This window comes from Desulfobacter vibrioformis DSM 8776 (assembly GCF_000745975.1).
GTDB classification, from domain to species: domain Bacteria; phylum Desulfobacterota; class Desulfobacteria; order Desulfobacterales; family Desulfobacteraceae; genus Desulfobacter; species Desulfobacter vibrioformis.
Window position 1 is genome coordinate 66,540 of record NZ_JQKJ01000012.1, and the last position, 21,965, is coordinate 88,504.

Genomic DNA, 21,965 nt, shown 5'->3' on the forward strand with positions numbered 1-21,965 from the left:
AGCCCCTTTTTGTGAATTCTTTTACGGAATATACTCAATGTAAAAGTTAAAACCATGAAAACCATGAAGATTGATTTTTAGGTATATATCCTTCATGCCCTTCTGTTTTTCATGGTAAAATAAAATACGCGCTGCTTACGTTTATGACATTGGTGAATGGCATATTACTTGCTTTTAAGTTCTCCAACCATGAACCCTTTGGGATATACAGATGCCATGAGAGAATTAATTCCCACATACCTGAAAGTTTTATCGGCTGTCTGGGCTGCATTTTTCTGCGTGTTTATTCCGGCAGGAACAACCATCGCCGGATACCCCGTTGTCAAAGCAATCCAGATCAAAGACAATCCCTTTTCTGTTCGGGTTGACATGACCGGAAAAGCCCCTGTAAAAGTTGTCCGTGTCGGAGAACGGGAAGTCCTGGTGGCCATTAAGAATGCAAGTCTTGCCAAAGGGCTTGTCATTGGCGGAAAGGATAATCCAAACCTTGAATCCGTCTATGTGGAAACCCTTGAAGGCAACGTGGTCGCCCTGATGGTGACAGGCAAGCACGCCAGTGAAGAAAACATTAAACCCGTTTTCAATGCGTCCAGTAATCAAGTCACTGTGATTTTAAATAAAGCCGGGAAAGCGGCTGTTCCCTCTCCTAAGCCTGTTCCCGTGACCCAGGTGGCGGTTGTTCCGAAACCTTCCCCCCCGACTGTTTCCAAATCCAGAAAACCGCCCGTGACCCCGGCAACTGAAACCGGGGAAAAGCAAACCGTTGCAGATGATCCTAATGCGCCTGCAGTGCAAGTGGCTGCTTCCCGGCCCAAATCTGAACCGGCCCCGAAAGCACAGTCTCCGAATCCTGTCAAAAAAGAGGGACCTGAAAAAAAGGATACCGGCCTGGCCAAAGCGAATGAAAAAATTAAGGAACCGCCGCTTTATACGCCCCCAAAGCGCCAGGCCAGTCGTTTTAAAGGAGATATCAGTGATATGTATCGGGGTGAGGACCCCTTGCAGGGCTGTCAGGCCAATGCGGTTGAAAATGCGATGCTTCTGGTTAAAAAACAGTTGTACAAAGAAGCTGGCGCGATTCTCGAACAGTACTTATTTGAGGAAAATCCCTTTTGCCTGGAACAGGTCTACTATTTAAGGGCCTATGTCAATTTTATGGGTGTTGAGAACGATGACCCGGCAGGGCTTTTGGCGGCAGAGCGAATGTTTCAGGATGCCATGGTTGCCTATCCTAAATCCGTATATCTTCCCTTTGCCTATGCAGCTATGGGATTGATTCATACCCGTTTGCACAACAGCGCAATAGCCGAAGGGTATTTTGATATTATCAGCAAGGACTTTCCGGATTATTCCGGTATGCCCGAGGTGGAGTATCATCTGGCCGAAATTTATGATGGCAGAGGGTATACTGACAAGGCGCTGAATCTGTATAAAAAGGTGTTTGAGTCAAAAATAAGCAACGACTATATACCGGATGCCGGGCTGGGTTATGGTAAGGCATTGTTTGAAAATCTACGGTATTATGACGCGTTGAGCGTTCTTAATTATGTCATAAAAAATGATGTGAAAAAGGTTTATGAATCTGCCGACTTGCTCAAATACACGGCAGATGCCAGTTTTGAATTGGGTTTAAGTCAAGACGCCCGGCAGAATTATATCCGGTTGTTGAATCTTTTTCCCGATATCAAAGCGCCGGACATGGCGTTAAGCAAGGTTGGAGATGCCTATGGGATGGAGAATCAAGAAGAGAAGGCGATCAAGTTGTACGAACTGGTCCGGGAAAAATATCCGGACTCTCCGGGATATATTAATGCCTCCATTGGGATTGCCAGGTATTTAAAGACGGATGCTGAAAAGATTAAGATTTACGAAATGATCAAGACCCGGTTTCCTGAAAATACCTATGCCCGGATTGCCATGATGCGCCTGGCTGAAATTTACCAGCAGAACGGTGAGTATGATAAGTGCATCCAGGAAATTGAGGATCTGTTGTCCACCCATCCCAGGGGGTTGCGCTACGAAGCGGTTAAATTAATGCAGAAAGCCTATGAGGCATTATTCAAAGAACAGTTGAAGGCAGATGAATATACCTCTATATTGATGAGGTATGAGAAAGAACGGTTCAAGTTAAAAAAAATGGGGAGCCGGCTGATTCCCTTTTATGTAGGCAGTGCATATTTACAGGCGGATTTGTATGAAGAGGCATTTAATCAGTTGATTTCCGCCTATAAACTCTATAAAAGGGCAGAGCGGCCCGCTTCACTGCTGTTTGGGTTGAGCAAGGCTATGGATGAATCCGGCAGGGATGATGATGCTTTAAAACTACTGGATGCCTTTGTAAAAAGGTTCCCAAAGGATAAAAACCGGGTGGAGGCCCTGACCCGGATCGGGCAGATTTATCTGGAAAAGGGCAATTTTTCAAAGGCGGATAATGCTTTTGTCTCGGCGTATAAGGCGGAGGATGACGCTCTGGATAAGGGGCGGATACTCATGCTTCGCGCCGGTGTCTACCAGAAAAAATCAGACCTGAAGACCGCATCCGGACTCCAGGCCCGTGCGGTGAAAGCATTTGCCGCATCTCCCGGCGAACATTACGCGATACTGGCAGGCGCTTACAAAGCTTTGGGGTCATCTTACCTGGAAATGAAATCCTATGGGCAGGCAGCCGATGCCTTTGCCAAAGCCCTTGATTTTTCAGAAGGCGACCGGGATAAGGCCAATATCGGTTTTCTGCTGGGGGACGCCTACCAGAAAGGAAATGTGCTGGATAAGGCAAAAAAGACCTTTAAGCAGGTGGCGCAGTCTTATGACTCGGTCTGGGCCCGGCTTGCCCGGCAGCGGCTGAGCACCATGGGGCTGGCGGAAAAAATGATAAATTCATAAGGATCCTTTGGCAACGTGCCTGGACAACGATTATTTCTCATAATTGAAAACCCCAAAGAGCGAATGATCTATACCGATCTGTTCGAAGGAATGGGCTTTCTGGTTGATGCCGTGCCCGAGGGCTCGGATGCGTTTGACCATTTGATTTCCCAAAAACCCGAGGTGGTTGTGGCCGACGATGGTACGCCGGGGTTTTCGGCTTTGGATTTTCTTAGACAGGCGGCTGATTCAGACATCGGGGTGCCAAAGACCATTATTCTTACCTCGGATCCTGTGGTGGATTATGCTGTCAGCCTGATACAGCACGGTGCCATGGATTATCTGATCAAGCCGGTTGACCCAAGGCAGCTTGAACTCAGCGTTAAAAAATCCTTGGCCACAGCCATTGCGCCGTTGTCTGCTGAAAAGGAAAAAACAGTTAAGCATAAAGCGGTTCAGATCATTACTAAAGACCCCAAAATGGAGAATTTGCTCAAGCTTGCCGCCCGGGTGGCGGATTCGTCGGCATCGGTGCTCATCCAGGGGGAGAGCGGTACCGGCAAGGAACTGCTTGCAAAATTTCTGCATGAGAAGAGCGCCCGCTGTAATCAGCCTTTTGTCGCCATCAACTGCGCGGCCCTGCCGGAAAACCTTCTGGAAAGCGAATTGTTCGGCCATGAAAAAGGGGCTTTTACCGGTGCATTGGCAAGGAAAGCCGGCAAGTTTGAACTGGCTGACAAGGGGACCTTGTTTCTGGACGAGATTACGGAGATGCAGTTTCATTTGCAATCCAAACTGCTCCGGGTGCTCCAGGAAAAGGTGGTAGACCGGGTGGGGGGAACCCAGCCCGTGGAGGTGGATGTCCGGGTGATCGCCACCACCAACCGGGATGCCAAATCGGCCGTGGAGAACCATGCGTTCAGGGAGGATCTGTTTTACCGGCTCAATACCATTCCACTGATCATCCCCCCCTTGCGGGAGCGCAGCCGGGACATTCGGCTTTTATGCGACTTTTTCATAAAAAAATACTGCAGGATTGACGCAAGAAGTGTCAAAGGATTGACGGATCAGGCACTTTCCGTGCTTCATAACCATTCCTTTCCCGGCAATGTCCGGGAACTTGAAAATGTGATTCATCGTGCTGTCCTTATTTCTGAGACCGATATGATCACCCCTTCGGATCTGCTCATGGACGATGGCCAAGAAACAGCCTTTTCTGAAGACACAGGTGCAGAATCCTTTGCTGATGAGGACTTTTCTGCAGGTTCCCTCAAAGAGATGGAACATAGAATGATCTTCAGAACACTGGATCAGACCGAGGGAAACCGGACCCATGCGGCAAAAATTCTTGGCATCAGTGTCAGAACCCTTCGCAATAAACTGAACGAATATAAAGAACCTTCCTGATTATTCCTGTTGTTTGTTATTTCAGGTATGTAATTTGCTTTTTTCGTTTATGATGTTGATATTCCGGCCTGCTTGCCCGGATATCTGACCCGGATATTTAATCTGGATATCTAATCCGGAGACCTAATCCGGATATTTGGGGAAAATGGTACCTGTGGCTGACCCGGAAGCGTTAATTTAAAAAACGGAGATCAAAATGGCTGATTCAAGAATTTTCGGGCACACCTACGAGATGATCGGAAAAAGTATGGACATCTCAACCCGGCGCCATAACCTGATAGCAGGCAACATCGCCAACATGGATACCATCGGGTATACGCCCAGCGATATCGATTTTCAAAGTGCGCTCAAACGGGCCATGGCCGGACCTGAACCGGATTATCTGGAAAAAACCAATGAAAAACATCTGCCTGGCAATATTGAAGGGTCTGCCGGTCAGATTAAGGGTATGGAGAGCGAAGATGTGGACATCTATCACCTGGATTCGGTGAACATTGATACGGAAATGATGAATCTGATGGAGAACAATGTGAAATTCAGATCTACGGCCGAGATGCTGTTGCGTAAAATGACCATACTCAACTATGCCATTGATGAGGGAGGCAAATAATCCATGGATTTAATGAATGCAGCAAAAATCAGCGGCACGGCCCTTGCGGCCCATCGTATGAAACTGAATGTTATTGCTGAAAACCTGGCCAATGTGGATACCACCAGAAGCGAAGACGGCGGACCCTATCGCAGAAAAATGGTGGTATTTAAAGGCGATAATATCGACTCCTTTGAAAGCGTGGTGCAACAGAAAATTCGAAAAGAGCAGTCCGGCAATATTGAATTATCTGCCATTGAGTTTGAGGATGAGAAAAAGCCGGATAACGGTACGGGTGTCAGGGTAGATCAGATTGTCAGGTCCCAGGAGGATTTTCACCTGGTGTACAACCCTGCCCATCCCGATGCAGATCCGGATACAGGCTATGTGAAGATGCCCAACGTGGACCATTTAACTGAAGTTGCAGACATGATGGTGGCCCGTCGAAGCTATGAGGCCAGTGTTACAGCGCTGTCCACCACAAAGAATATGGTCAGCAAAGCCCTTGAGATAGGCAAGTGATTTTTTTAGGGAAAGGATTGGATAAATGGATGAGATAAATGCAGCAGTTCCTGGCAAACTCTCCTTGTACCGGGAACCTATGGCGGACCGGGTAGCCAAGCGACGCCCTGAATTCATGGAACGTCTGGAATCAGCCATTCTGGAGGTTAATAATGATCAGCATGTGGCAGATGATTCTGTTGAGGCTGTCATTGAAGGCAACCTCGGTATTCATGAAGGCATGATGGCGTTAAGCCGTGCCTCCACCTCCCTTAAAGTGCTGGCACAGGTCCGGAACAAGGCCATGAGTGCCTATCAAGAAATTATGCGTATGCAGGTATAATCCCTCGCAGAGCAGGAGCCGCGTAAATGAATCCCGTAATTGAAAAAATCATTACCACGTTCAAAGAGATGAGTATGGTCCGTAAAGCCCTTTTAGGCGGACTGGCCCTGGTGGTGGCAGCAGGGTTTATCACCATGTTTTTCTGGGCCAACAAAACCTCTTATAAAGTTGCGTATTCAGGGTTGAGCCAGGAAGATGCCGCTGCTGTGGTGGACATGCTTAAATCTTCCAAGACGCCCTATCGCCTGACCGGTGACGGGACCACTATTCTGGTGCCGGATGCCATGGTGTATGATATCCGGCTGACCATGGCCAAGGAAGGTATTCCCAAAGGCAGCGGGGTTGGATACGAGATTTTTGATAAAAGCGAGTTCGGTACCACCGAATTTGTTCAGAAAATCAATAAAAAGCGTGCGCTTCAGGGGGAGCTGGCACGCACGATTGCCGCATTTGAGGCTGTCAAGGATGCCAAGGTCATGATTGTGCTGCCCAAGGAGTCGGTTTTTGTGGAGGAGACCAAACAGCCTTCGGCATCCATTCTGCTGGAACTGGTCGCTGATCTCAAGAAAGACGAAGTGGCTGCTATTGCACATCTGGTGGCTTCTTCCATCCAGGATTTGACCCCAAAACTGGTCACCATTGTGGATACTGCCGGCCGGATTCTGTTTGAGGGCAAGTCCGAAGAAGAGCAGGCCCTTATTGATGCAGGCAATCTGGCAGATGCCCAGTATCAGTATAAAGTGCGGTTTGAAGAGAACCTGACGCACAGGATTCAGACCATGCTTGAGCGCATCGTGGGCACGGACAAAGCCATTGTCCGGGTTACCTCGGAAATGGATTTTTCCAAACACAGCATGAATGAAGAAATTTATGATCCGTTTGAGCGGGGCGGGGAATTTATCCGCAGCCGGAAAAACAAGGCTGAAAAGGTGGTCCAGCTTAATGAGACGATCGGTATCCCGTCATCGGTCAACCCCATCACAGATGAAAACCAGACCGGCAATCAAGACCGGGAGCGGATCAATAAGAGTGATGATACCGTTAATTACGAAATCAGCCGGCGGGTCAGAGAAACCCAGAAACCCATGGCTGAGCTCACAAGGCTTTCAGTCGCAGCCGTGATTGACGGTAAATATGAGTTCCAGGCAGATGACAAGGGCAACACCAAACGGGTGTATATGCCCAGATCTGCCGAGGAGATGAAGCAATTTCAAAGTATTGTAAGCAGGGCCATGGGATATAATGAGGAACGCAACGACCAGATTTCCATGGAGTGCTTTCCCTTTGCCTCCATCGGCGACATGCAGGGAACCCAGGAAGAACTTACAGGCTGGCGCATGGTCCAGAAGGAATACGGACGTCTCATTGCCAATTTACTGCTGGTATTTGTATTGTTCCTGTTCATCATCCGGCCTATCATAAAAACCGTTCGCGACATCAAGGTTACGGTGGAACAGGAGACCCTGCCCTCACCGGAAGAACTTGCCCAGCTTGAGGGAGAGGAGAAGAAACCTGTATTTATTGAGATGAATGCGGAGCAGCAGCGTGAATTCTTTGAGATGATGACCGAAGAGCAGAAGGAAGAGTTCATTGCGAAAATGACCAAAGCAGAGCGGAATGCATACCTGGCCAATATGAGTGACCAGGACAGGGCCCGGTATTATGCGGAAAACGACCTGTTAAAGGCTGTGAATATCATCAAGGGATGGCTCGGTGAAGTAAATGAAGAGGAGGAGGAATAATTCCATGCCAAAGGCGCTTGATCCGGAAAATCTAAACGGTTGTCAAAAGGCTGCAGTATTTCTCATGTACATGGGGGAAGAATATACAACCCAGGTATTTTTAAAAATGAAGGAACAGGAGATTGCTGACATTGCCTTTGAAATGTCCAAGGTTGACCAGATTACACCAGCCATGCTCAAGGTTGTGTGTGCTGATTTCAATGTCAAATTTGAGGGTGAGTCCAAAATCGTTGTTGAAGGGGACTCCTTTATTAAGAATGTGGTAAACAAAACACTAAAGGACAAGGACGCCAAAGCCATTCTGGACGACCTGGAAAAGAAGAAACAGGACAAACCTTTTATATGGAGCCGGAATGTGAATGTGAACACGTTGTCTACATATATTGAAGGTGAACATCCCCAGACCATAGCGATGATCCTGGCCCATATGCCTGCAGAAATTTCTTCGGAAATCATGATGCATTTAGCGGACGAACTTAAAGGCGATATTGCCATGAGAATTGCCCGTCTGGGTCAGATTTCCGAGGATGTTGTCCGTGATGTGGACAAGGCCCTGAGATACGAACTCAGCGGCGCTGTGGGACCTGGAGGCAAAGCAGGCGGTCTGGAAGTCCTGGTGGATATCATTAATGGTGTGGATAAATCCACCGAAGATGCGGTTATGGAATATGTTGAGGAAGATGATGCAGACATGGCCAATGAGATCCGCAAACTCATGTTTGTATTTGAGGATTTGACCAGCGTTGATGATACGGCCATGAGAGAAATCCTCAAGAAGGTTGAAGGCCAGCAGCTCACTTACGCATTGAAGACCGCAACCGAAGAGATGAAAGCCAAGATTTTTGCCAACCTGTCCCAGCGGGCAGGTGAAATGCTCAAAGACGATCTGGATGCCATGGGGCCTGTCCGCCTGGCAGAGGTTGAAGAGGCCCAGCAGGCCGTGGTCAGGGCTGCCAAAGAGCTTGAGGCCGACGGTACCATAACCCTGGGCAAAGGAAAGGATGATATCCTTGTCTGACCAAAAGAAACATAAGGACCTGCAGCCATCTTCGGCGGATGATGGATTCAAGGCCATAGATGTGAGTTCCCTTGATAGTTTTGATAACGAGGTGTCACTTAAAAGGCCGGATACCCAGCCTGATTTTGACCGGTTTAAGCTTTTGTTTGATCCCCTGGAAATCCAAAAGGAGGAAGGCGGATTTGAGGCTGTTTATAAAGTGACCAAACAACTTAAAGAGGAGTTGTTCGAGCCTTTGATCCAGGGTGTGGATGAGCCCGATGTAAAAAAGGATGTCTCTGCCCCTTTAGAGGATGTTCAGGGTGAAGATGTGCCCGAAGAGGAGGGGCCCACGCCGGAAGAACAGGGCTTTGCCAAAGGGTATGAACTGGGTATGGCCCAGGGCCTTGAAAAAGGGCAGGCAGACGGCCATGCCAAGGGATATGAAGAGGGGCAGAAAAAAGGCCGGGAACAGGGATTTAAACAGGGGGAGTCCGACGGGTTTGCCAAAGGTGAGGCCGAAGGTTTTGAAAAGGGCCTGGAACAGGGGCGTGATGCCGGAAAACAGGAGATTATACAGGAAATGGCGCAGGTTCTGGATCCGTTCCGGCAGGTACTGGAAACCGCAGATCAGATGCTGGAAAACATGCTGGCACGATACGAAAGTCAGCTGGTGGAGCTTGTCTGTCAGATTGCCGGAAAAGTCGTGATGGCCAAACTTGACTCAGACGATGCTGTGATCAGGGACACAATTCTGGATGCGTTGTCCCAGCTTGCCTCCCCGGAGGAAATTACCCTGAGTGTGGCCGAAGAAGACTATGAATATGTGGAAATGATTAAGGAGACCTTTTTTGAGTCTGTACGCTCCCTGGCGCATATTACAGTCAATACGGACGCCATGATTCCCAAGGGGGGGTGTCGCATTGAAAGTGCCGGGGCCACCATTGCCACAGACCCCGAATCCAAACTTAAGGCGGTTTACGACGCCATTGCCCAGGCTAAGACCCGGGCTGAGACCCAGGCTGAGATATGATGAACGATATTTTTGAAAAAATAGATTTCAGCGTTTATGCCCGGGCTGTGGAAGATGTCCGGACCGTGACGCCCGAAGGCCGGGTGTCCCAGGTGATCGGGCTGATTGTCGAAGGGGACAGCCTAGGCCTTGGCGTGGGCGGTGTGTGTCGCATTATCAATAACCGTGGGAAAGCAGTGATGGCTGAAGTGGTGGGATTCCGGAAAGAAAAAGCGCTGTTCATGCCCTTTGGTGAAATTCGGGGAATCAGCATGGGAAGCCGGATTGTGCCGGTGGCCTCTTCCCCCATGGTGCCGGTGGGCGATGACATGCTTGGACGTGTGTTGGACGGCATGGGAAATCCCATTGATAATAAGGGGCCGATAATCGGTTCGACTTCCTATTACCTGTATGGAAAACCCCTGGGGCCTCTGCAACGGAAAATGATCAAAGAACCCCTTGATGTCGGCATCGGGGCCATTAACTCCATGATTCCCCTGGGCCGGGGACAGCGGGTGGCCATCATGGCCGGCTCCGGCGTGGGAAAAAGTGTGCTCATGGGCATGATGACCAAACATACTGCTGCGGATGTGGTGGTAATCGGGCTTATTGGGGAGCGGGGCCGGGAAGTTAAGGATTTTGTGGAGGAAACCCTGGGAGAAGAGGGACTCAAGCGGGCTGTCCTCGTTGCGGCGACATCGGATTCCCCGCCGTTGACCCGTATGCGGGGCGCCTATCTGGCTACCACCATTGCCGAGTACTTCAGGGATCAGGGAAAAGATGTGCTGCTCATGCTGGATTCCATTACCCGGTTTGCCATGTCCTCCAGGGATGTGGGCCTGGCTGCCGGTGAGCCGCCGACCACCAGAGGATATACGCCCTCATTTTTTGTCCAGATTCCCATTCTTTTAGAACGTCCCGGCGTCCTTGAAAGCGGCGGTTCAATCACCGGAATTTACACGGTTCTGGTGGAAGGCGATGACATGAACGACCCGGTGGGGGATACGGTACGTTCCATAACGGACGGACATATTGTTTTATCCAGGGATCTTGCCAATCGCGGGCACTACCCGGCCATTGATGTCATGGCCAGTGTTTCCAGGGTCATGCGGGATGTCAGCAAACCCGACCACATGGCCCTGCGGGACAAAGCCGTCAAGATCATGGCCGCATATCGGAATGCAGAGGACATGATCTCCATCGGTGCATATGTGGACGGGTCAGACCCCAGTGTGGACCAGGCCAAGAAACTGATGCCCGGAATCAACCAGATGCTGCGCCAGAGCATTGGCAAGAAAATGGATATGCCGGCCAGTGTGGCTGGCTTGAAAAAGGCGCTGGAAATTAAGGATGCGCCGGCTGGACCCCAAAAAAGGCAGGCCTAATCCATGAAAAAATTTAAATTCAGACTGCAAAGCCTTTTAAAGTACAAGCGCCATCTTGAGCAGGTTGCCAAGCAGGAAATGGCCCGGGGTGTGGCCGACATCCTGGCCTGTGAACAGCGTATAACAGGGCTGGAAAATGACAAAATATCTGCGGCTGACCAGCTTGAATCCCTGGTGGAAAAAGGGATGGGTGCAGGCCAGTTCAACAGGTACAGGCAGTTTATTACTGCAGTTGACCAGATGATCATAGTTGAACGTACCAGAAAAACCGAACTTGAAAAAATTCTGGAAAAAAAGCGGGATGCGCTGAAACAAAAAACCATTGAGAAAAAATCTCTGGAGCGTCTGCAGGAAAAACAGGTCCGGGAATATACCCATGAAATGATGCGGGAAGAGCAAAAGAGCCTGGATGAAGTAGCATCCTTGAGAACAGCCAGGGAGGTAAATAATGAACGCATTTAAACGCTGGATAGCCGGCTTTTTGGTCAGTGTGCTTTGGGTAACGGGAGCCTTTGTTGGTGTCTCATATATCCATTCGGGGCAGCCGGCACTGGTTTTGGCGGAAGACAAGGATACTCAGCCGAAAAAAAATAAATCGGAAACAGCACCGGCTGACGGTGAAAAGGGAGGAGGCGGTCCTGCCCCCTGTCCGGAATGCCCCGAGTGCCCTGATCCTGCCAAGGTCGTTCTCCAGGGTCTTGAAGATAAGAAACAAGCCGTGGCCGAGGCCAGTGAAAAACTGGCCAGGGAAAAAAAGGAGCTGGAAACCTATGAAGCCCAGATTGATGAGAAACTGGCGTCTCTGACGGCCCTGAAAAAACAGATTGAAGAAGATATAGCCCGGCTTGAAAATAAGAAAACCGCCAAAGAAAGGGACGAAGCCGCCGCATTTGAAGTAAAAATGAACCGGTTGGTGAAAATGTATACCAGCATGAAACCTAAAGCCGCTGCAGAAATTGTCAATAAGATGGAACTTTCTGTTGCCTATGAAATATTTTTGAGAATGCGCGAGGTTTCCGCCTCTCAGATCCTGGCCTTTGTGGAGTACGAAAAGGCCGCAAAAATCAGCGAACGTCTGGCCTTTAAAAAACGCTGATTCGGATATTTTTTTTCCAACCCGGCACCCAATTGGGCCGGGGGGCTGAAAAAGAAAAAAAGACCGGCCCACAAGACAAGTAGACGGGCTATTTTATTTTGATCATGCTTAGATAAGGAGGAGAAAATGGGAAATATTCTGGTTGGACTGATTGTGGCAGCAGCCCTGTTTTACTTAGTAAAAAGAATGATCAATGTTTTTAAAGGACAGTCCTCGTGCAGTTGTGACTGTGACGGATGCACGCCCTGCACGCAGAAGAACGGCTGCAGCAGCCCAGAAGACGATTCAGACAGCAACCGGTTGATCAGAAAATAATTCGGAAGCGAACAATGGATACCCAAGGTGCTTTGGCTGCAAAAATATACGATCCAATACTCTATTTTGCCCTGAAAAACATCCGGCAGAATATCATTCGTCTGATTCCGGACCATGACGCACGCATTCTGGATTTGTGCTGCGGGACCGGCGATCAGCTGAAAAAATTGTCAGACGCAGGTTTCAGCAATTTAACAGGTATGGATCTATCCACAGAAATGCTCAAAGTCGCCCGGAAAGGCAATAAAATTGCAAATCTGCTGGAATGTGATGTGCAACACACAGGACTGCCTGGTGCAAGTTTCGACATCATCATCATTTCCCTTGCAGTTCATGAAAAATCTGCCCAGATGCAAAACAATATGCTGGCCGAGGCAAAGCGTCTGTTGGCGCCGGACGGGCAACTCATTCTAGTGGATTTTTCTTTGGATGACCAGGCCAGGATGATCAGCAAAATCGCTGCCACCACAATTGAACGCCTGGCTGGTGAAGCGCATTATCGAAATTTTAAAGCTTATGTAAACAAAGGCGGGATGGTCCCTCTTATTCAAGACCGTTTTAAAATACGGCAACAGATCAGGCATGCCCAGGGCGTGATCAGCATCTGGATCGTTACGGCACGACAACGATCGTTTGTGCCTATCTAAGCACCTGCTTATTCCGTCCGATTGACCAGAACATAACCAGGATAGATAGGGCCAGTAATAATACGCCCAGGACAAAGACGCCTGTGAACCCGATGCCCTGGTATAACCAGATACCGAACACCGGTGCAATCATTGCCCGAACCCCCACCATGCTCAGATGGATCGATTGGTATGCGGCGGCATCATCGTCGCTGCAAAAATATGCTGAACCGATATTCCATAAGAGCGACATGCTTGCTGCAAACAATCCGCTCCAGGCAAACGCGGCAACCACCAGGTAATAAAAGCGATACGCGCCAACGTCCCAATAGTAGGGAAAGTACTCACTGAGTCCTAGGAAAAACAGATGCATGAGCAAGGTCAGGAATGTGAATGCGGCAAATTTGCGTGGTTCTATCCGGCCGATGAGATTGCCGAAAAACGGCAGCAGAAGAATGGCTATGACGTTATACGAATTTTTGTAAAAGGCAATACTGGTATAATTCAACTTCAGTTGTTCAACCAGAAAAATCGTGATAACCGATGCCGTGAGCATAAACGAAAACCCGTAAATCATAAACCCCACTTCAAAATCACGATAAGGTTTGTTGGACGTTATAATTGCCTTCATATCTCTTAATGATTTGCCAAGCGAGGAAATCACGGGAAGGACCGGTTCCCCAGTCTGAAGGTAGTCCTCCTTGACAGCGCCTGACAGCAGAAACAGGGAGATGATTCCCAGGATTCCCATGGCAGGATAAACATAAACAAACGAAAAGGGATTGTTGTCAAGCATCCACCCAAAAACAAATGTCGTGATCATCATTACAATTTTACTGGTCATGGTGGCATAACTGTAAAATGTCCCAAAATGGGAATGGCTGTAATTATTTTTTAGAATGCTGTTGATGATCGGATAAACAATGGGCATGGACAGATAATAAAACACAAAGATCAGCAGAAAAAAATAATGATAGGACACCATGGCTTCATCCGGAAGCATATTTCTGGGGAAAAACAAGATCAGAAGCAGAGGGGTCCGGGTGATCAATGCTGTTCCTTTAAGGATATGTTTCTTTTTGAATCTTTTTACCAGTTCATGGATGACAACCGAAAAAATGAACACGATGATGCTGGCCTGGAAAAGAAGGGCCAGTTGCATCTCTGTTCCCCGAAGGCTTTTTATAAACACAAACTCGTTAAGGACCACAACACCGGCCAGAATGCCTTCGATGGTCGAATACACAAGGTGGAGCCCAAATACTTTTTTCTCATTTGTGCTCAGATCAATACGATTCAATTTCTGACCCCTGTGTGTTTTCCATTGCTGGATGCGACCCTGTTGAAGCCCTGCTTTAAACGATAAAATAATTAAAGGCAGGGTAAATAATGCCCCGCCTTTTCCTTGTAATCTCTGCTGTTTTTTGCCGCGTCATGCCGTATCCGGATGCCGCAGAACCGGATTCTATTTATAATCGTAAAACCCCTTGCCGGTCTTGCGTCCCAGCCAGCCTGCTTCCACATATTTTCTCAACAGCGGGCAGGGTCTGTATTTAGAATCCTTGAATCCGTCATACAGGGTTTCCATGATGGCAAGGCAGGTATCCAGACCAATGAGGTCGGCAAGGGTCAAAGGGCCCATGGGATGGTTCATGCCAAGCTTCATGACCGTATCAATGTCCTCTTTGTTTCCAACACTCTGGTAGAGACAGAAAACCGCCTCATTGATCATGGGCATGAGAATCCGGTTGGCAATGAACCCTGGGTAATCATTGGCCTGGGCCGGGACCTTGCCGAATTTTTCGGACAGATCCCAGGTCAGTTTAAAGGTCTCTTCGGAGGTGGCAATCCCCTTGATGACCTCCACAAGTTTCATCATAGGCACGGGGTTCATGAAGTGCATGCCGATAACCTTATCCGGCCGGGAGGTCTGGGCTGCGATACTGCCGATGGGAATGGATGAGGTGTTGGAGGCCAGGATCACATGTGCAGGGCAGATCTCGTCCAGGTCCCTGAAAATTTTGAATTTCAGGTCTTGGCGTTCCACAGCCGCCTCAACCACGAAATCGGCCTTGGCCATCTCCTTTAAATCCGTAGTGGTGGTAATCCTGGCAAGGGTGGCATCCTTGTCAGCCTGGGTTATTTTTTCCTTTTTTACCAGACGGTCCAGGGAGCCTGCGATTGTAGCAAGGCCTTTTTCGCAGAACGCTTCTTTAATATCGCTCATGATCACAGTCATCCCTGCCGCAGCCGCCACCTGGGCAATACCGTTGCCCATCTGGCCGGAACCAACAACACCAAAGGTTTTTATTTCCATTGTCCTGTTCTCCTGTACATTCAACTTGAAAAAAATTGACCCGGCATACCGTTGCGCACCGGGTTTGAATATAGTTTAAGCGCTTGTTTTTATAAGAAACTAGAGACAAGATACTGGAAACAAGAGGGCGAAGCGCCTGGGGCGCCCATTTTAGCCCGCAGTGTTGGTGTCTTTAGTTTCATGCTTCGTTGTGTCCGATAGGACATGGGGGTTATAAAGAACGGTCACTGCCTACCGGTTGACAACCAGTGCCACAGCCTCCCCCCCACCTAAACACAGCGAAGCAAGGCCGGTTTTTACATCCCTTTTGGCCATTTCATACAATAACGTGGTCAGAACCCGGGCACCGGAGGCGCCGATGGGATGTCCCAAAGCCACGGAACCGCCGTTCACGTTCACCTTTTCCGGATCCAGTTCCAGGACCTTGTTGATGCCGGCGGAGGTGCCGGCAAAGGCTTCGTTGATCTCAAACAGACCCACGTCATTAATACTGATACCCTGCTTTTTCAACACCTTGGGAATGGCATAAATGGGCGCCATGAGTACATATTTCATATCAATGCCATAGGAGGCCTGGGCCCCGATTTCAGCCATGACAGTGCATCCCAGGGCCTTTGCTTTTGATTCGCTCATCATCACCACGGCGCTCGCGCCATCGGCGATGATGGACGCATTGCCTGCCGTGCCCACGCCATCTTTTTTAAAAGCGGGCTTCATTTTGGACAAAAATTCAAAGCTTGTCTCCTGGGGGCATTCGTCTGTATCAAAAATTTTGGGATCACCCTTTCGCTGGGGGATTGAAACGGGCATAATCTCATCCTTAAACCGTCCCTGGGCCACAGCCTTGTTGGCCCGTTCATAGGACCGGGCCGCAAACCGGTCCTGGTCCTCCCGGGTCACTTCCCAGCGCTCGGAGCAAAGCTCGTTGGACATGCCCATGTGAAAATCATTGACAATATCCCACAGCCCGTCATGGACCATATGGTCCTCAATGCGGCCCGGCCCCATGCGATGTCCCCATCTGGCCTTGTCCATATAATAGGGCGCCATGCTCATGGTCTCCATGCCGCCGGCCACCACAACATCTGCATCTCCGCACTGGATGGCCTGGGCTGCCAGCATAACCGCCTTAAGCGATGACCCGCACACCTTGTTTATGGTAATGGCTTCCACTTCCCAGGGAAGGCCCGACTTAACCACAGCCTGTTTGCCCGGATTCTGGCCGTACCCGCAGGGCAGAACCATGCCCATGATGCACTCATCCACCACGGCATCCTCAATATCAGCCCGCCGGATGGCTTCCCTGATGACAAGCCCCCCGAGGGTTGTGGCGCCCATGCCGCTCAATGAACCGCCAAAACTGCCTAAAGGGGTTCGGGTGGCACTGACGATAACTGCTTTATTCATTTTAAACTCCTTATCTTTTTTTACACTGAATTTTTTTTAATAAATAAGACCCAGAATAAAGTCTGTCTGGGTACAAATATACTGGTCCAGGGTAAAATTTTTTTTGAGATACCACCGCCGAAAGGCCCACATATGACCGAGTACAGAAATGTTGTGTCCCACCAGACTGCAGGTTTTCTCATCCAGATGGGGGAAATCATTTTTCCCGGACAGCCGGGCCAGGGCCCTGACAAAGGTATCGGAAATATCCAGTTCGGTTTCCAGCACCTTTTTTTTCCATTTGTCCGGCAGAAACTGGGTAACCTGGTACATGAGCAGAATATAATCCGTCATTTTATCACACACAATAAAATACTGGCGGATGGCGCCGGCCAGTTGCGCTTTTTTACAGATTCCGCCGGACAGGGCATCTTCCACGGCATTCTGGACCTCCTCGTGGATGGCGCTGCACACCAGGTATAAAAGATCTTCCTTGGAGCTGACATACTCGTACAACGAGCCAATGGAAAATCCGGCAGCTTTGGCAATCATCCGCGTGGTGGTATTGTGGTAACCATGTTCGACGGACAGCTTGACCGTGGCATCAATGATTTGCCTCCGCCGTTCACGGACTAGCTTCTCATTTTTTATCTGCGTGGGGACATCTGCACTGGATGCAGGGTGTACGTTTTGCCGGGCCATGGGTGCTCCAGCCTTAAATGCAGATATCAGGGCTCAAACGCAGTACCGGCACCGGGCTGTGACGAAAAATTTTCTCAATGGTGCTGCCCAGAACATATTTGACCGAGCGGCTGTGACCTAACGGGCCTAAAATCAAGGCATCTGCCCTGAGATTTTTTGTAGCCGAAAGTATCTGTTCACAAGGATCTCCCGAATCAATGGTGATATCAATCCCTGCCATATCCCCAATGCCTGCCGCCTTTATCTGGTCCCCGAGCCTTACGCTTCGCCGTTGTTTGGCCGTGGGTAGAAATTGTTCTTCAGAAAAGGTGTGTTCAGGGATGTAATGGGATTTAATCCAGGCTAACTCCTTGGTGCTGATGCAATGGAATACATGAAGCTTTGCGCCTGTTATTTTTGCCATCCATCCTGCCCGTGCCAGAATATGCTCGGTCCAGGGAGAAAAGTCCACGGCAGCTATAATATTGCGGAGTTCCCCAGGTTCGGGCAGCGCGCTGCCTGAGTACATCCGTTTAAAAACATGTTTGTCCCGGACACTGAACAGCGCCTTTCTGCAATGGCGGAATACAAATTCTGCCGCACTGCCGAACATGAAGTTGGACAGGTTGGAACGTCCTTTATTGGCCATGACCACAAGGTCCGGATCTACCTCATCAATCATGGTCAGAATTTCTTCGGCAGGATATCCCATTTTGATACGGATATCGGTTTTGCCGTCGAATTCAGGGTAACGTGTGCGGATCAGTTCACGGATCTGGGCAATCCTGTTTCCTTTAAGTTCCTCCAGATACTCCTTGGTATCCTCCCTGCAGGGGTACATCATTCCGGCCATATACACCGGATTAACCTCGCGCAAAGGGACAATAGAACAAATGGTGACCTTGAGATCTGCCTGTCTGGCCAGATTCATGGCATAGCCCAGGGTCATGGGGGAATAATCAGACAGGTCAATACAGGCCATAATGTGGTTGAAGCGGTTCATTGTCTGCTCCTGAATTTATCGGGAAGTATGCATTTTGTTTTGTCCATAACCAGAACGGATCTGTAACCGATTTCCATAATACGGTCAGCACCCGTTAAGGTAACAAAAGTTGTTTTAAAATTCATGGACAACTTTTTTAAAGATTGTAGCACCATCATCTATGGTTGTATAGGCAACGGGCTGAATTTTCGAATTGCCAATTAAAAAGAATGCCGGTATATTATTAAAAATACATCCCAAAATGATTGATCCCAAAATGATTGATATTGATACGAGGCGCAAAGAAGCTTGCCACCTCATTTTCCAAATGACTTGATGCTTTTGTTAAAATCATGTAGTAAAATTATTTCCGACGGTTATCCAAAACGCAATATGACCATAGCCTAGGCAAAGCATTAACACCGGAAGATCAAAAGGCAATAGTTCCTTAAAGCGGTTGCGTATATTTCACTTGAGATGCAGGGCCGGCAATTTATCTGCACGGCCCCCTCATGCAAGAAAGACGTTGTATTACAGGTAAGGCTTAAATGAGCGGTAAACCCAGCTACGAAATGCTTGAGCAACAAATCAAAAAACTGGAGCGCTCCATTCAAGGCGCCCGCCGGGCAGAGTTGATTAATAGAACGCTGTTTTATATTGCATCCGATCTGACCAACTGCGATTCCCTTGCAGACCTGTATGCCTCCATATACAAACGGGTATCCGGGCTTATGGATATCCCCAATTTTTTTATAGCCATTTATCACAAAGACCAAAAAGCCATACAATACGTATTTCGCAGGGATGAACGGGCAGATCTGTCTCCTGACTGGGTATACAATTTTTTTGAAAAGCCCACGTTGACGGGTGATGTGGTTATAAACAAAGCGCCGTTACTGCTGGATGAACACCAACTTATGGACCTTGCAGCCAAAGGCAGGGTCATGGGACGATTGCCCAAAAACTGGCTGGGTATTCCATTGATGGTCAAAACCGAGGTGATTGGCGTGATGGCGGTAAAAAGTTATACCAATTCTGTCAAATACAATGAAGCGCATGTGGAACTGCTCAGTTTTGTTTCGGACACCATTGCCACGGCCATTGAAAAAAAGCAGGCCCAGAACGAACTCAGCAAAGCCAAAAAACGCCTGGCCCGCACCCAGAAGCTTGAAGCCATCGGCACATTGGCAGGCGGCATTGCCCATGATTTCAACAACACCCTCTCCGTTACCCTGGGCAATATTAATCTGGCCCAAATGGCGGCGGAGAGCGAGACCATCAGAGAATACCTGAATGACGCAGAACAATCTGTTCTCCAGGCAAAAAATCTGGCCTCTAAATTTGTTATCTTTTCAAGCAGCAGCACCGTGGGAATTAAAAGCCACATTGACCTGACAGGATTTATTACAGACACCCTTGAACAAATTAAACGGGAAAAAAATATTTTGTCCCGGCTTGAAGTCTTTGACCTGCCCCCTGTCATCGAAGCTGACAACGAAGCCCTGTCGGAAGCGTTGAAGAACATTATCATCAACGCATCAGAAGCCATGGACAATAAGGAACCGGTAAAGATAACAGCCCGGCTTCACGCCCCAAAACAAGGCATGATTGTCATATCAATCACAGACCAGGGCCGGGGAATCAAGCCGGATGATTTAGATAAAATTTTTGACCCCTATTTTTCCACCAAACCTAAAGGGGGGAATCGGGGAACCGGTCTCGGGCTTTCCATTGCCTGGGCCATTGTGAAAAACCACCAGGGCAATATCCAGGTTCAATCCACCCTGGGCCAGGGCACTTGTGTGGATATCATTTTGCCTATCTTTCCAAAGAATACCTCCAAAGAAACCCTTAAACCCAAAGAGGAGGGGGCCAGGGCAACGCGACCTGTCAGGGTGGCAACCCGAAAACCCCTTGTCCTGTTTATGGATGACGATGCCATGATCCTGGAAATCACAGGAAAAATTCTCACCCAGCTGGGCTACGAACCTGTCCTTGCAAAATCCGGCGAAGAGGCGGTGGAAAAATACCAGTCCTGTCTTGTGGAAGGCAAAATCATCGGCAAGGTGATCCTTGATCTTGAAGTTAAGCATGGCATGGGAGGCGAAGAGACCATGGAAAAGCTGCTGGCCCTGAACCCTGGAATCAAGGGTATTGTCGCCTCGGGCTATTCCCATGATGCGATCATGGAAAACCATTCTCTTTTCGGCTTTTCCGCAGCCCTGCCCAAGCCCTTTTCCATCACGGCCCTGAAACAGGCCCTTGTAAATCTGTAAAAAAACAGGAAACCACAGCGCTGTTATTTCAGCCGGATGCTTACTGAATTGGCATGGGCATCCAGTCCTTCGGTCCGGGCCAGGGTGACCACATCATCTGCCTCCGTTTCAAAGGCGGCTTTGGAATAATGGATCAGGCTGGTTTTCTTGGTAAAGTGGGACACGCTCAAGGCAGATGAAAACCGGGCCGTGCCTGCTGTGGGCAGCACATGGTTGGGGCCTGCAATATAGTCGCCCATGGGCTCAGGGGTATACGGACCCAGAAACAGGGCCCCTGCATTATGCACCCTGTCAATATAATCAAAAGGGGATTCCACGATGATTTCAAGGTGTTCGGGTGCCAGGCGGTTGGACAAGTCAATGGCCGTATCAATATCCGGAACCACGAGAATGGCACCGAAATCATTGATGGCCGGTCCGGCAATATCTTTGCGTGGCAGGGCATTGAGCTGGGGCTCAAGCGCGGCGCAGACCCTTTGCGCTACATCGGCAGAATCGGTCACCAGCATGGCTGATGCCAGCATATCATGCTCTGCCTGGGAAAGCAGGTCTGCGGCAATGCATTCAGGGTCTGCGGTTTTATCTGCAATAATCAGAATTTCGCTGGGACCTGCAATCATATCAATACCAACGGTCCCGGAAACAATTTTTTTGGCAAGGGTGACATAAATATTCCCAGGCCCCACAATCACATCAACCTTGGGCACCTGGACAGTTCCGTAAGCCAGTGCCCCAATGGCCCAGGCAGAACCTGCCTTGAACACCGAATCAATGCCCACGGCCCGGGCTGCCGCAAGAAGATGGGGATTAATTTTTCCGTCTGCCATGGGCGGGGTCATCAAAGAGATTGATTTTACACCTGCCACCTTGGCCGGAATCCCTCCCATGAGCACCGAAGAGACCAGGGGTGTTTTTCCGCCTTTGGCCCCGGGGGCATATATCCCTGCGGCCTGAACCGGCCGGACCATCTGCCCCACCATTACCCCGTTTCTGGGGGTGTCCATCCATGAATTTTCCCTCTGGCGGCTGTGAAAGGCTGTGATCTGCTCAACGGCCCGGTCAAGGGCCTTTAAAAACTGCGGGGTCATCTGTTCCAGGGCATGTTCAAACTCCTGTTCCGTCACCTTAAGGGTATCCAGGGTAACAGCCGGGGAGTCAAACCTGTTGGTGTATTCAACAAGCGCCTCATCCCCTCTTTTTTTAACATCATCCAGAAATGCCTGGACATTGTCCTGGTCTTTTTTGGAAAAACCTAGTCCTCTGTCTATGGTATCCTGGACTCTTTTTTCCGCTTCCGGTGAAGGGTAATTAAATATTTTCATGGCGTGTCTCTTTTGTTTTATGTTCATTTGCGGCCAAAAAACTGTTTCCATTATCAAAACAAAGGAACAGAGCCGCTGGATAAAAAGCACTATATATCAATTTTCAGCACAGAAAACCAATGTCAA

At 49.0% G+C, this 21,965-nt stretch carries 20 protein-coding genes; 14 read left to right on the plus strand and 6 right to left on the minus strand.

Features of this window, described 5'->3' with window-relative positions; translation table 11 throughout:
- The first annotated feature begins 216 nt into the window (after positions 1-216).
- From Q366_RS09230 to Q366_RS09290, 13 genes are all read left to right on the plus strand, one after another.
- Positions 217-2,883 (plus strand): tetratricopeptide repeat protein, encoded by a 2,667-nt coding sequence (locus tag Q366_RS09230; protein WP_035238451.1) that lies wholly within the window; start codon positions 217-219, stop codon positions 2,881-2,883.
- A gap of 15 nt (positions 2,884-2,898) precedes the next feature.
- Positions 2,899-4,269 carry a sigma-54-dependent transcriptional regulator gene (locus Q366_RS09235; RefSeq protein ID WP_035238321.1) on the plus strand — a complete coding sequence of 457 codons (1,371 nt, stop codon included), beginning with the start codon at positions 2,899-2,901 and terminating at the stop codon, positions 4,267-4,269.
- Between the two features lie 196 nt (positions 4,270-4,465).
- Positions 4,466-4,879 (plus strand): flagellar basal body rod protein FlgB, encoded by a 414-nt coding sequence (gene flgB / locus Q366_RS09240; RefSeq protein WP_035238325.1) that lies wholly within the window; start codon positions 4,466-4,468, stop codon positions 4,877-4,879.
- A gap of 3 nt (positions 4,880-4,882) precedes the next feature.
- Entirely contained in the window at positions 4,883-5,380 is a 498-nt protein-coding gene (flgC, locus tag Q366_RS09245) for a flagellar basal body rod protein FlgC (RefSeq protein ID WP_035238327.1), read from the plus strand.
- 25 nt (positions 5,381-5,405) lie between these two features.
- A complete protein-coding gene (gene fliE, locus Q366_RS09250; RefSeq protein WP_035238329.1) occupies positions 5,406-5,702 on the plus strand; it encodes a flagellar hook-basal body complex protein FliE in 297 nt (98 codons plus the stop codon).
- Between the two features lie 26 nt (positions 5,703-5,728).
- Positions 5,729-7,444: a flagellar basal-body MS-ring/collar protein FliF gene (gene fliF / locus Q366_RS09255; RefSeq protein WP_035238330.1), complete on the plus strand. Its 1,716-nt coding sequence runs from the start codon at positions 5,729-5,731 to the stop codon at positions 7,442-7,444.
- A 4-nt stretch (positions 7,445-7,448) separates the two neighbouring features.
- Positions 7,449-8,462 (plus strand): flagellar motor switch protein FliG, encoded by a 1,014-nt coding sequence (gene fliG / locus Q366_RS09260; protein ID WP_035238332.1) that lies wholly within the window; start codon positions 7,449-7,451, stop codon positions 8,460-8,462.
- The gene (locus Q366_RS09265; RefSeq protein ID WP_245619916.1) at positions 8,446-9,474 is read left to right on the plus strand and encodes a FliH/SctL family protein; all 1,029 of its coding nucleotides are present in this window, start codon (positions 8,446-8,448) and stop codon (positions 9,472-9,474) included. The genes fliG and Q366_RS09265 overlap by 17 nt, the downstream gene beginning before the upstream one ends.
- Positions 9,471-10,838, plus strand: a complete 1,368-nt coding sequence (locus Q366_RS09270) for a FliI/YscN family ATPase (RefSeq protein ID WP_035238333.1) — start codon at positions 9,471-9,473, stop codon at positions 10,836-10,838. The genes Q366_RS09265 and Q366_RS09270 overlap by 4 nt, the downstream gene beginning before the upstream one ends.
- Before the next feature lie 3 nt (positions 10,839-10,841).
- Positions 10,842-11,300 carry a flagellar export protein FliJ gene (gene fliJ / locus Q366_RS09275; RefSeq protein ID WP_035238335.1) on the plus strand — a complete coding sequence of 153 codons (459 nt, stop codon included), beginning with the start codon at positions 10,842-10,844 and terminating at the stop codon, positions 11,298-11,300.
- On the plus strand, positions 11,287-11,934 hold the full coding sequence (locus tag Q366_RS09280; RefSeq protein WP_035238336.1) for a MotE family protein: 648 nt from the start codon (positions 11,287-11,289) through the stop codon (positions 11,932-11,934). Before fliJ ends, Q366_RS09280 begins: the two co-directional genes overlap by 14 nt.
- 126 nt (positions 11,935-12,060) lie before the next feature.
- Entirely contained in the window at positions 12,061-12,249 is a 189-nt protein-coding gene (locus tag Q366_RS09285) for a FeoB-associated Cys-rich membrane protein (protein ID WP_035238338.1), read from the plus strand.
- A 14-nt stretch (positions 12,250-12,263) separates the two neighbouring features.
- Positions 12,264-12,896 carry a class I SAM-dependent methyltransferase gene (locus Q366_RS09290; RefSeq protein ID WP_035238340.1) on the plus strand — a complete coding sequence of 211 codons (633 nt, stop codon included), beginning with the start codon at positions 12,264-12,266 and terminating at the stop codon, positions 12,894-12,896.
- Here Q366_RS09290 and Q366_RS09295 read toward each other — a convergent pair.
- From Q366_RS09295 to Q366_RS09315, 5 genes are all read right to left on the minus strand, one after another.
- Positions 12,889-14,175 (minus strand): MFS transporter, encoded by a 1,287-nt coding sequence (locus Q366_RS09295; RefSeq protein ID WP_035238341.1) that lies wholly within the window; start codon positions 14,173-14,175, stop codon positions 12,889-12,891. The genes Q366_RS09290 and Q366_RS09295 overlap by 8 nt on opposite strands.
- Positions 14,176-14,340: 165 nt before the next feature.
- Positions 14,341-15,192, minus strand: coding sequence for a 3-hydroxybutyryl-CoA dehydrogenase (locus tag Q366_RS09300; protein WP_035238342.1), 852 nt, complete (start codon positions 15,190-15,192; stop codon positions 14,341-14,343).
- Positions 15,193-15,423: 231 nt separating this feature from the next.
- On the minus strand, positions 15,424-16,599 hold the full coding sequence (locus tag Q366_RS09305) for an acetyl-CoA C-acetyltransferase (protein WP_035238344.1): 1,176 nt from the start codon (positions 16,597-16,599) through the stop codon (positions 15,424-15,426).
- Positions 16,600-16,635: 36 nt separating this feature from the next.
- Positions 16,636-17,280 carry a TetR/AcrR family transcriptional regulator gene (locus tag Q366_RS09310; protein WP_035238345.1) on the minus strand — a complete coding sequence of 215 codons (645 nt, stop codon included), beginning with the start codon at positions 17,278-17,280 and terminating at the stop codon, positions 16,636-16,638.
- A 13-nt stretch (positions 17,281-17,293) separates the two neighbouring features.
- The gene (locus Q366_RS09315; RefSeq protein WP_035238347.1) at positions 17,294-18,262 is read right to left on the minus strand and encodes a universal stress protein; all 969 of its coding nucleotides are present in this window, start codon (positions 18,260-18,262) and stop codon (positions 17,294-17,296) included.
- A 527-nt stretch (positions 18,263-18,789) separates the two neighbouring features.
- On the opposite strand from Q366_RS09315, the gene Q366_RS09320 reads away from it, so the two are divergent.
- Positions 18,790-20,517 carry a hybrid sensor histidine kinase/response regulator gene (locus tag Q366_RS09320; protein ID WP_035238349.1) on the plus strand — a complete coding sequence of 576 codons (1,728 nt, stop codon included), beginning with the start codon at positions 18,790-18,792 and terminating at the stop codon, positions 20,515-20,517.
- Between the two features lie 23 nt (positions 20,518-20,540).
- On the opposite strand, the gene hisD is transcribed toward Q366_RS09320, so the two are convergent.
- Entirely contained in the window at positions 20,541-21,839 is a 1,299-nt protein-coding gene (hisD, locus tag Q366_RS09325) for a histidinol dehydrogenase (protein ID WP_035238351.1), read from the minus strand.
- Positions 21,840-21,965: the final 126 nt, after the last annotated feature.

What these genes read in the sequence shown, in the direction of transcription:
- Q366_RS09230 (WP_035238451.1), top strand. Translation starts at nt 217, where the DNA reads ATGAGAGAATTAATTCCCACATACCTGAAAGTTTTATCGGCTGTCTGG.
- flgB (WP_035238325.1), top strand. Translation starts at nt 4,466, where the DNA reads ATGGCTGATTCAAGAATTTTCGGGCACACCTACGAGATGATCGGAAAA.
- flgC (WP_035238327.1), top strand. Translation starts at nt 4,883, where the DNA reads ATGGATTTAATGAATGCAGCAAAAATCAGCGGCACGGCCCTTGCGGCC.
- fliE (WP_035238329.1), top strand. Translation starts at nt 5,406, where the DNA reads ATGGATGAGATAAATGCAGCAGTTCCTGGCAAACTCTCCTTGTACCGG.
- fliF (WP_035238330.1), top strand. Translation starts at nt 5,729, where the DNA reads ATGAATCCCGTAATTGAAAAAATCATTACCACGTTCAAAGAGATGAGT.
- fliG (WP_035238332.1), top strand. Translation starts at nt 7,449, where the DNA reads ATGCCAAAGGCGCTTGATCCGGAAAATCTAAACGGTTGTCAAAAGGCT.
- Q366_RS09265 (WP_245619916.1), top strand. Translation starts at nt 8,446, where the DNA reads ATGATATCCTTGTCTGACCAAAAGAAACATAAGGACCTGCAGCCATCT.
- Q366_RS09270 (WP_035238333.1), top strand. Translation starts at nt 9,471, where the DNA reads ATGATGAACGATATTTTTGAAAAAATAGATTTCAGCGTTTATGCCCGG.
- fliJ (WP_035238335.1), top strand. Translation starts at nt 10,842, where the DNA reads ATGAAAAAATTTAAATTCAGACTGCAAAGCCTTTTAAAGTACAAGCGC.
- Q366_RS09280 (WP_035238336.1), top strand. Translation starts at nt 11,287, where the DNA reads ATGAACGCATTTAAACGCTGGATAGCCGGCTTTTTGGTCAGTGTGCTT.
- Q366_RS09285 (WP_035238338.1), top strand. Translation starts at nt 12,061, where the DNA reads ATGGGAAATATTCTGGTTGGACTGATTGTGGCAGCAGCCCTGTTTTAC.
- Q366_RS09290 (WP_035238340.1), top strand. Translation starts at nt 12,264, where the DNA reads ATGGATACCCAAGGTGCTTTGGCTGCAAAAATATACGATCCAATACTC.
- Q366_RS09300 (WP_035238342.1), bottom strand. Translation starts at nt 15,192, where the DNA reads ATGGAAATAAAAACCTTTGGTGTTGTTGGTTCCGGCCAGATGGGCAAC.
- Q366_RS09305 (WP_035238344.1), bottom strand. Translation starts at nt 16,599, where the DNA reads ATGAATAAAGCAGTTATCGTCAGTGCCACCCGAACCCCTTTAGGCAGT.
- Q366_RS09310 (WP_035238345.1), bottom strand. Translation starts at nt 17,280, where the DNA reads ATGGCCCGGCAAAACGTACACCCTGCATCCAGTGCAGATGTCCCCACG.
- Q366_RS09315 (WP_035238347.1), bottom strand. Translation starts at nt 18,262, where the DNA reads ATGAACCGCTTCAACCACATTATGGCCTGTATTGACCTGTCTGATTAT.
- Q366_RS09320 (WP_035238349.1), top strand. Translation starts at nt 18,790, where the DNA reads ATGAGCGGTAAACCCAGCTACGAAATGCTTGAGCAACAAATCAAAAAA.
- hisD (WP_035238351.1), bottom strand. Translation starts at nt 21,839, where the DNA reads ATGAAAATATTTAATTACCCTTCACCGGAAGCGGAAAAAAGAGTCCAG.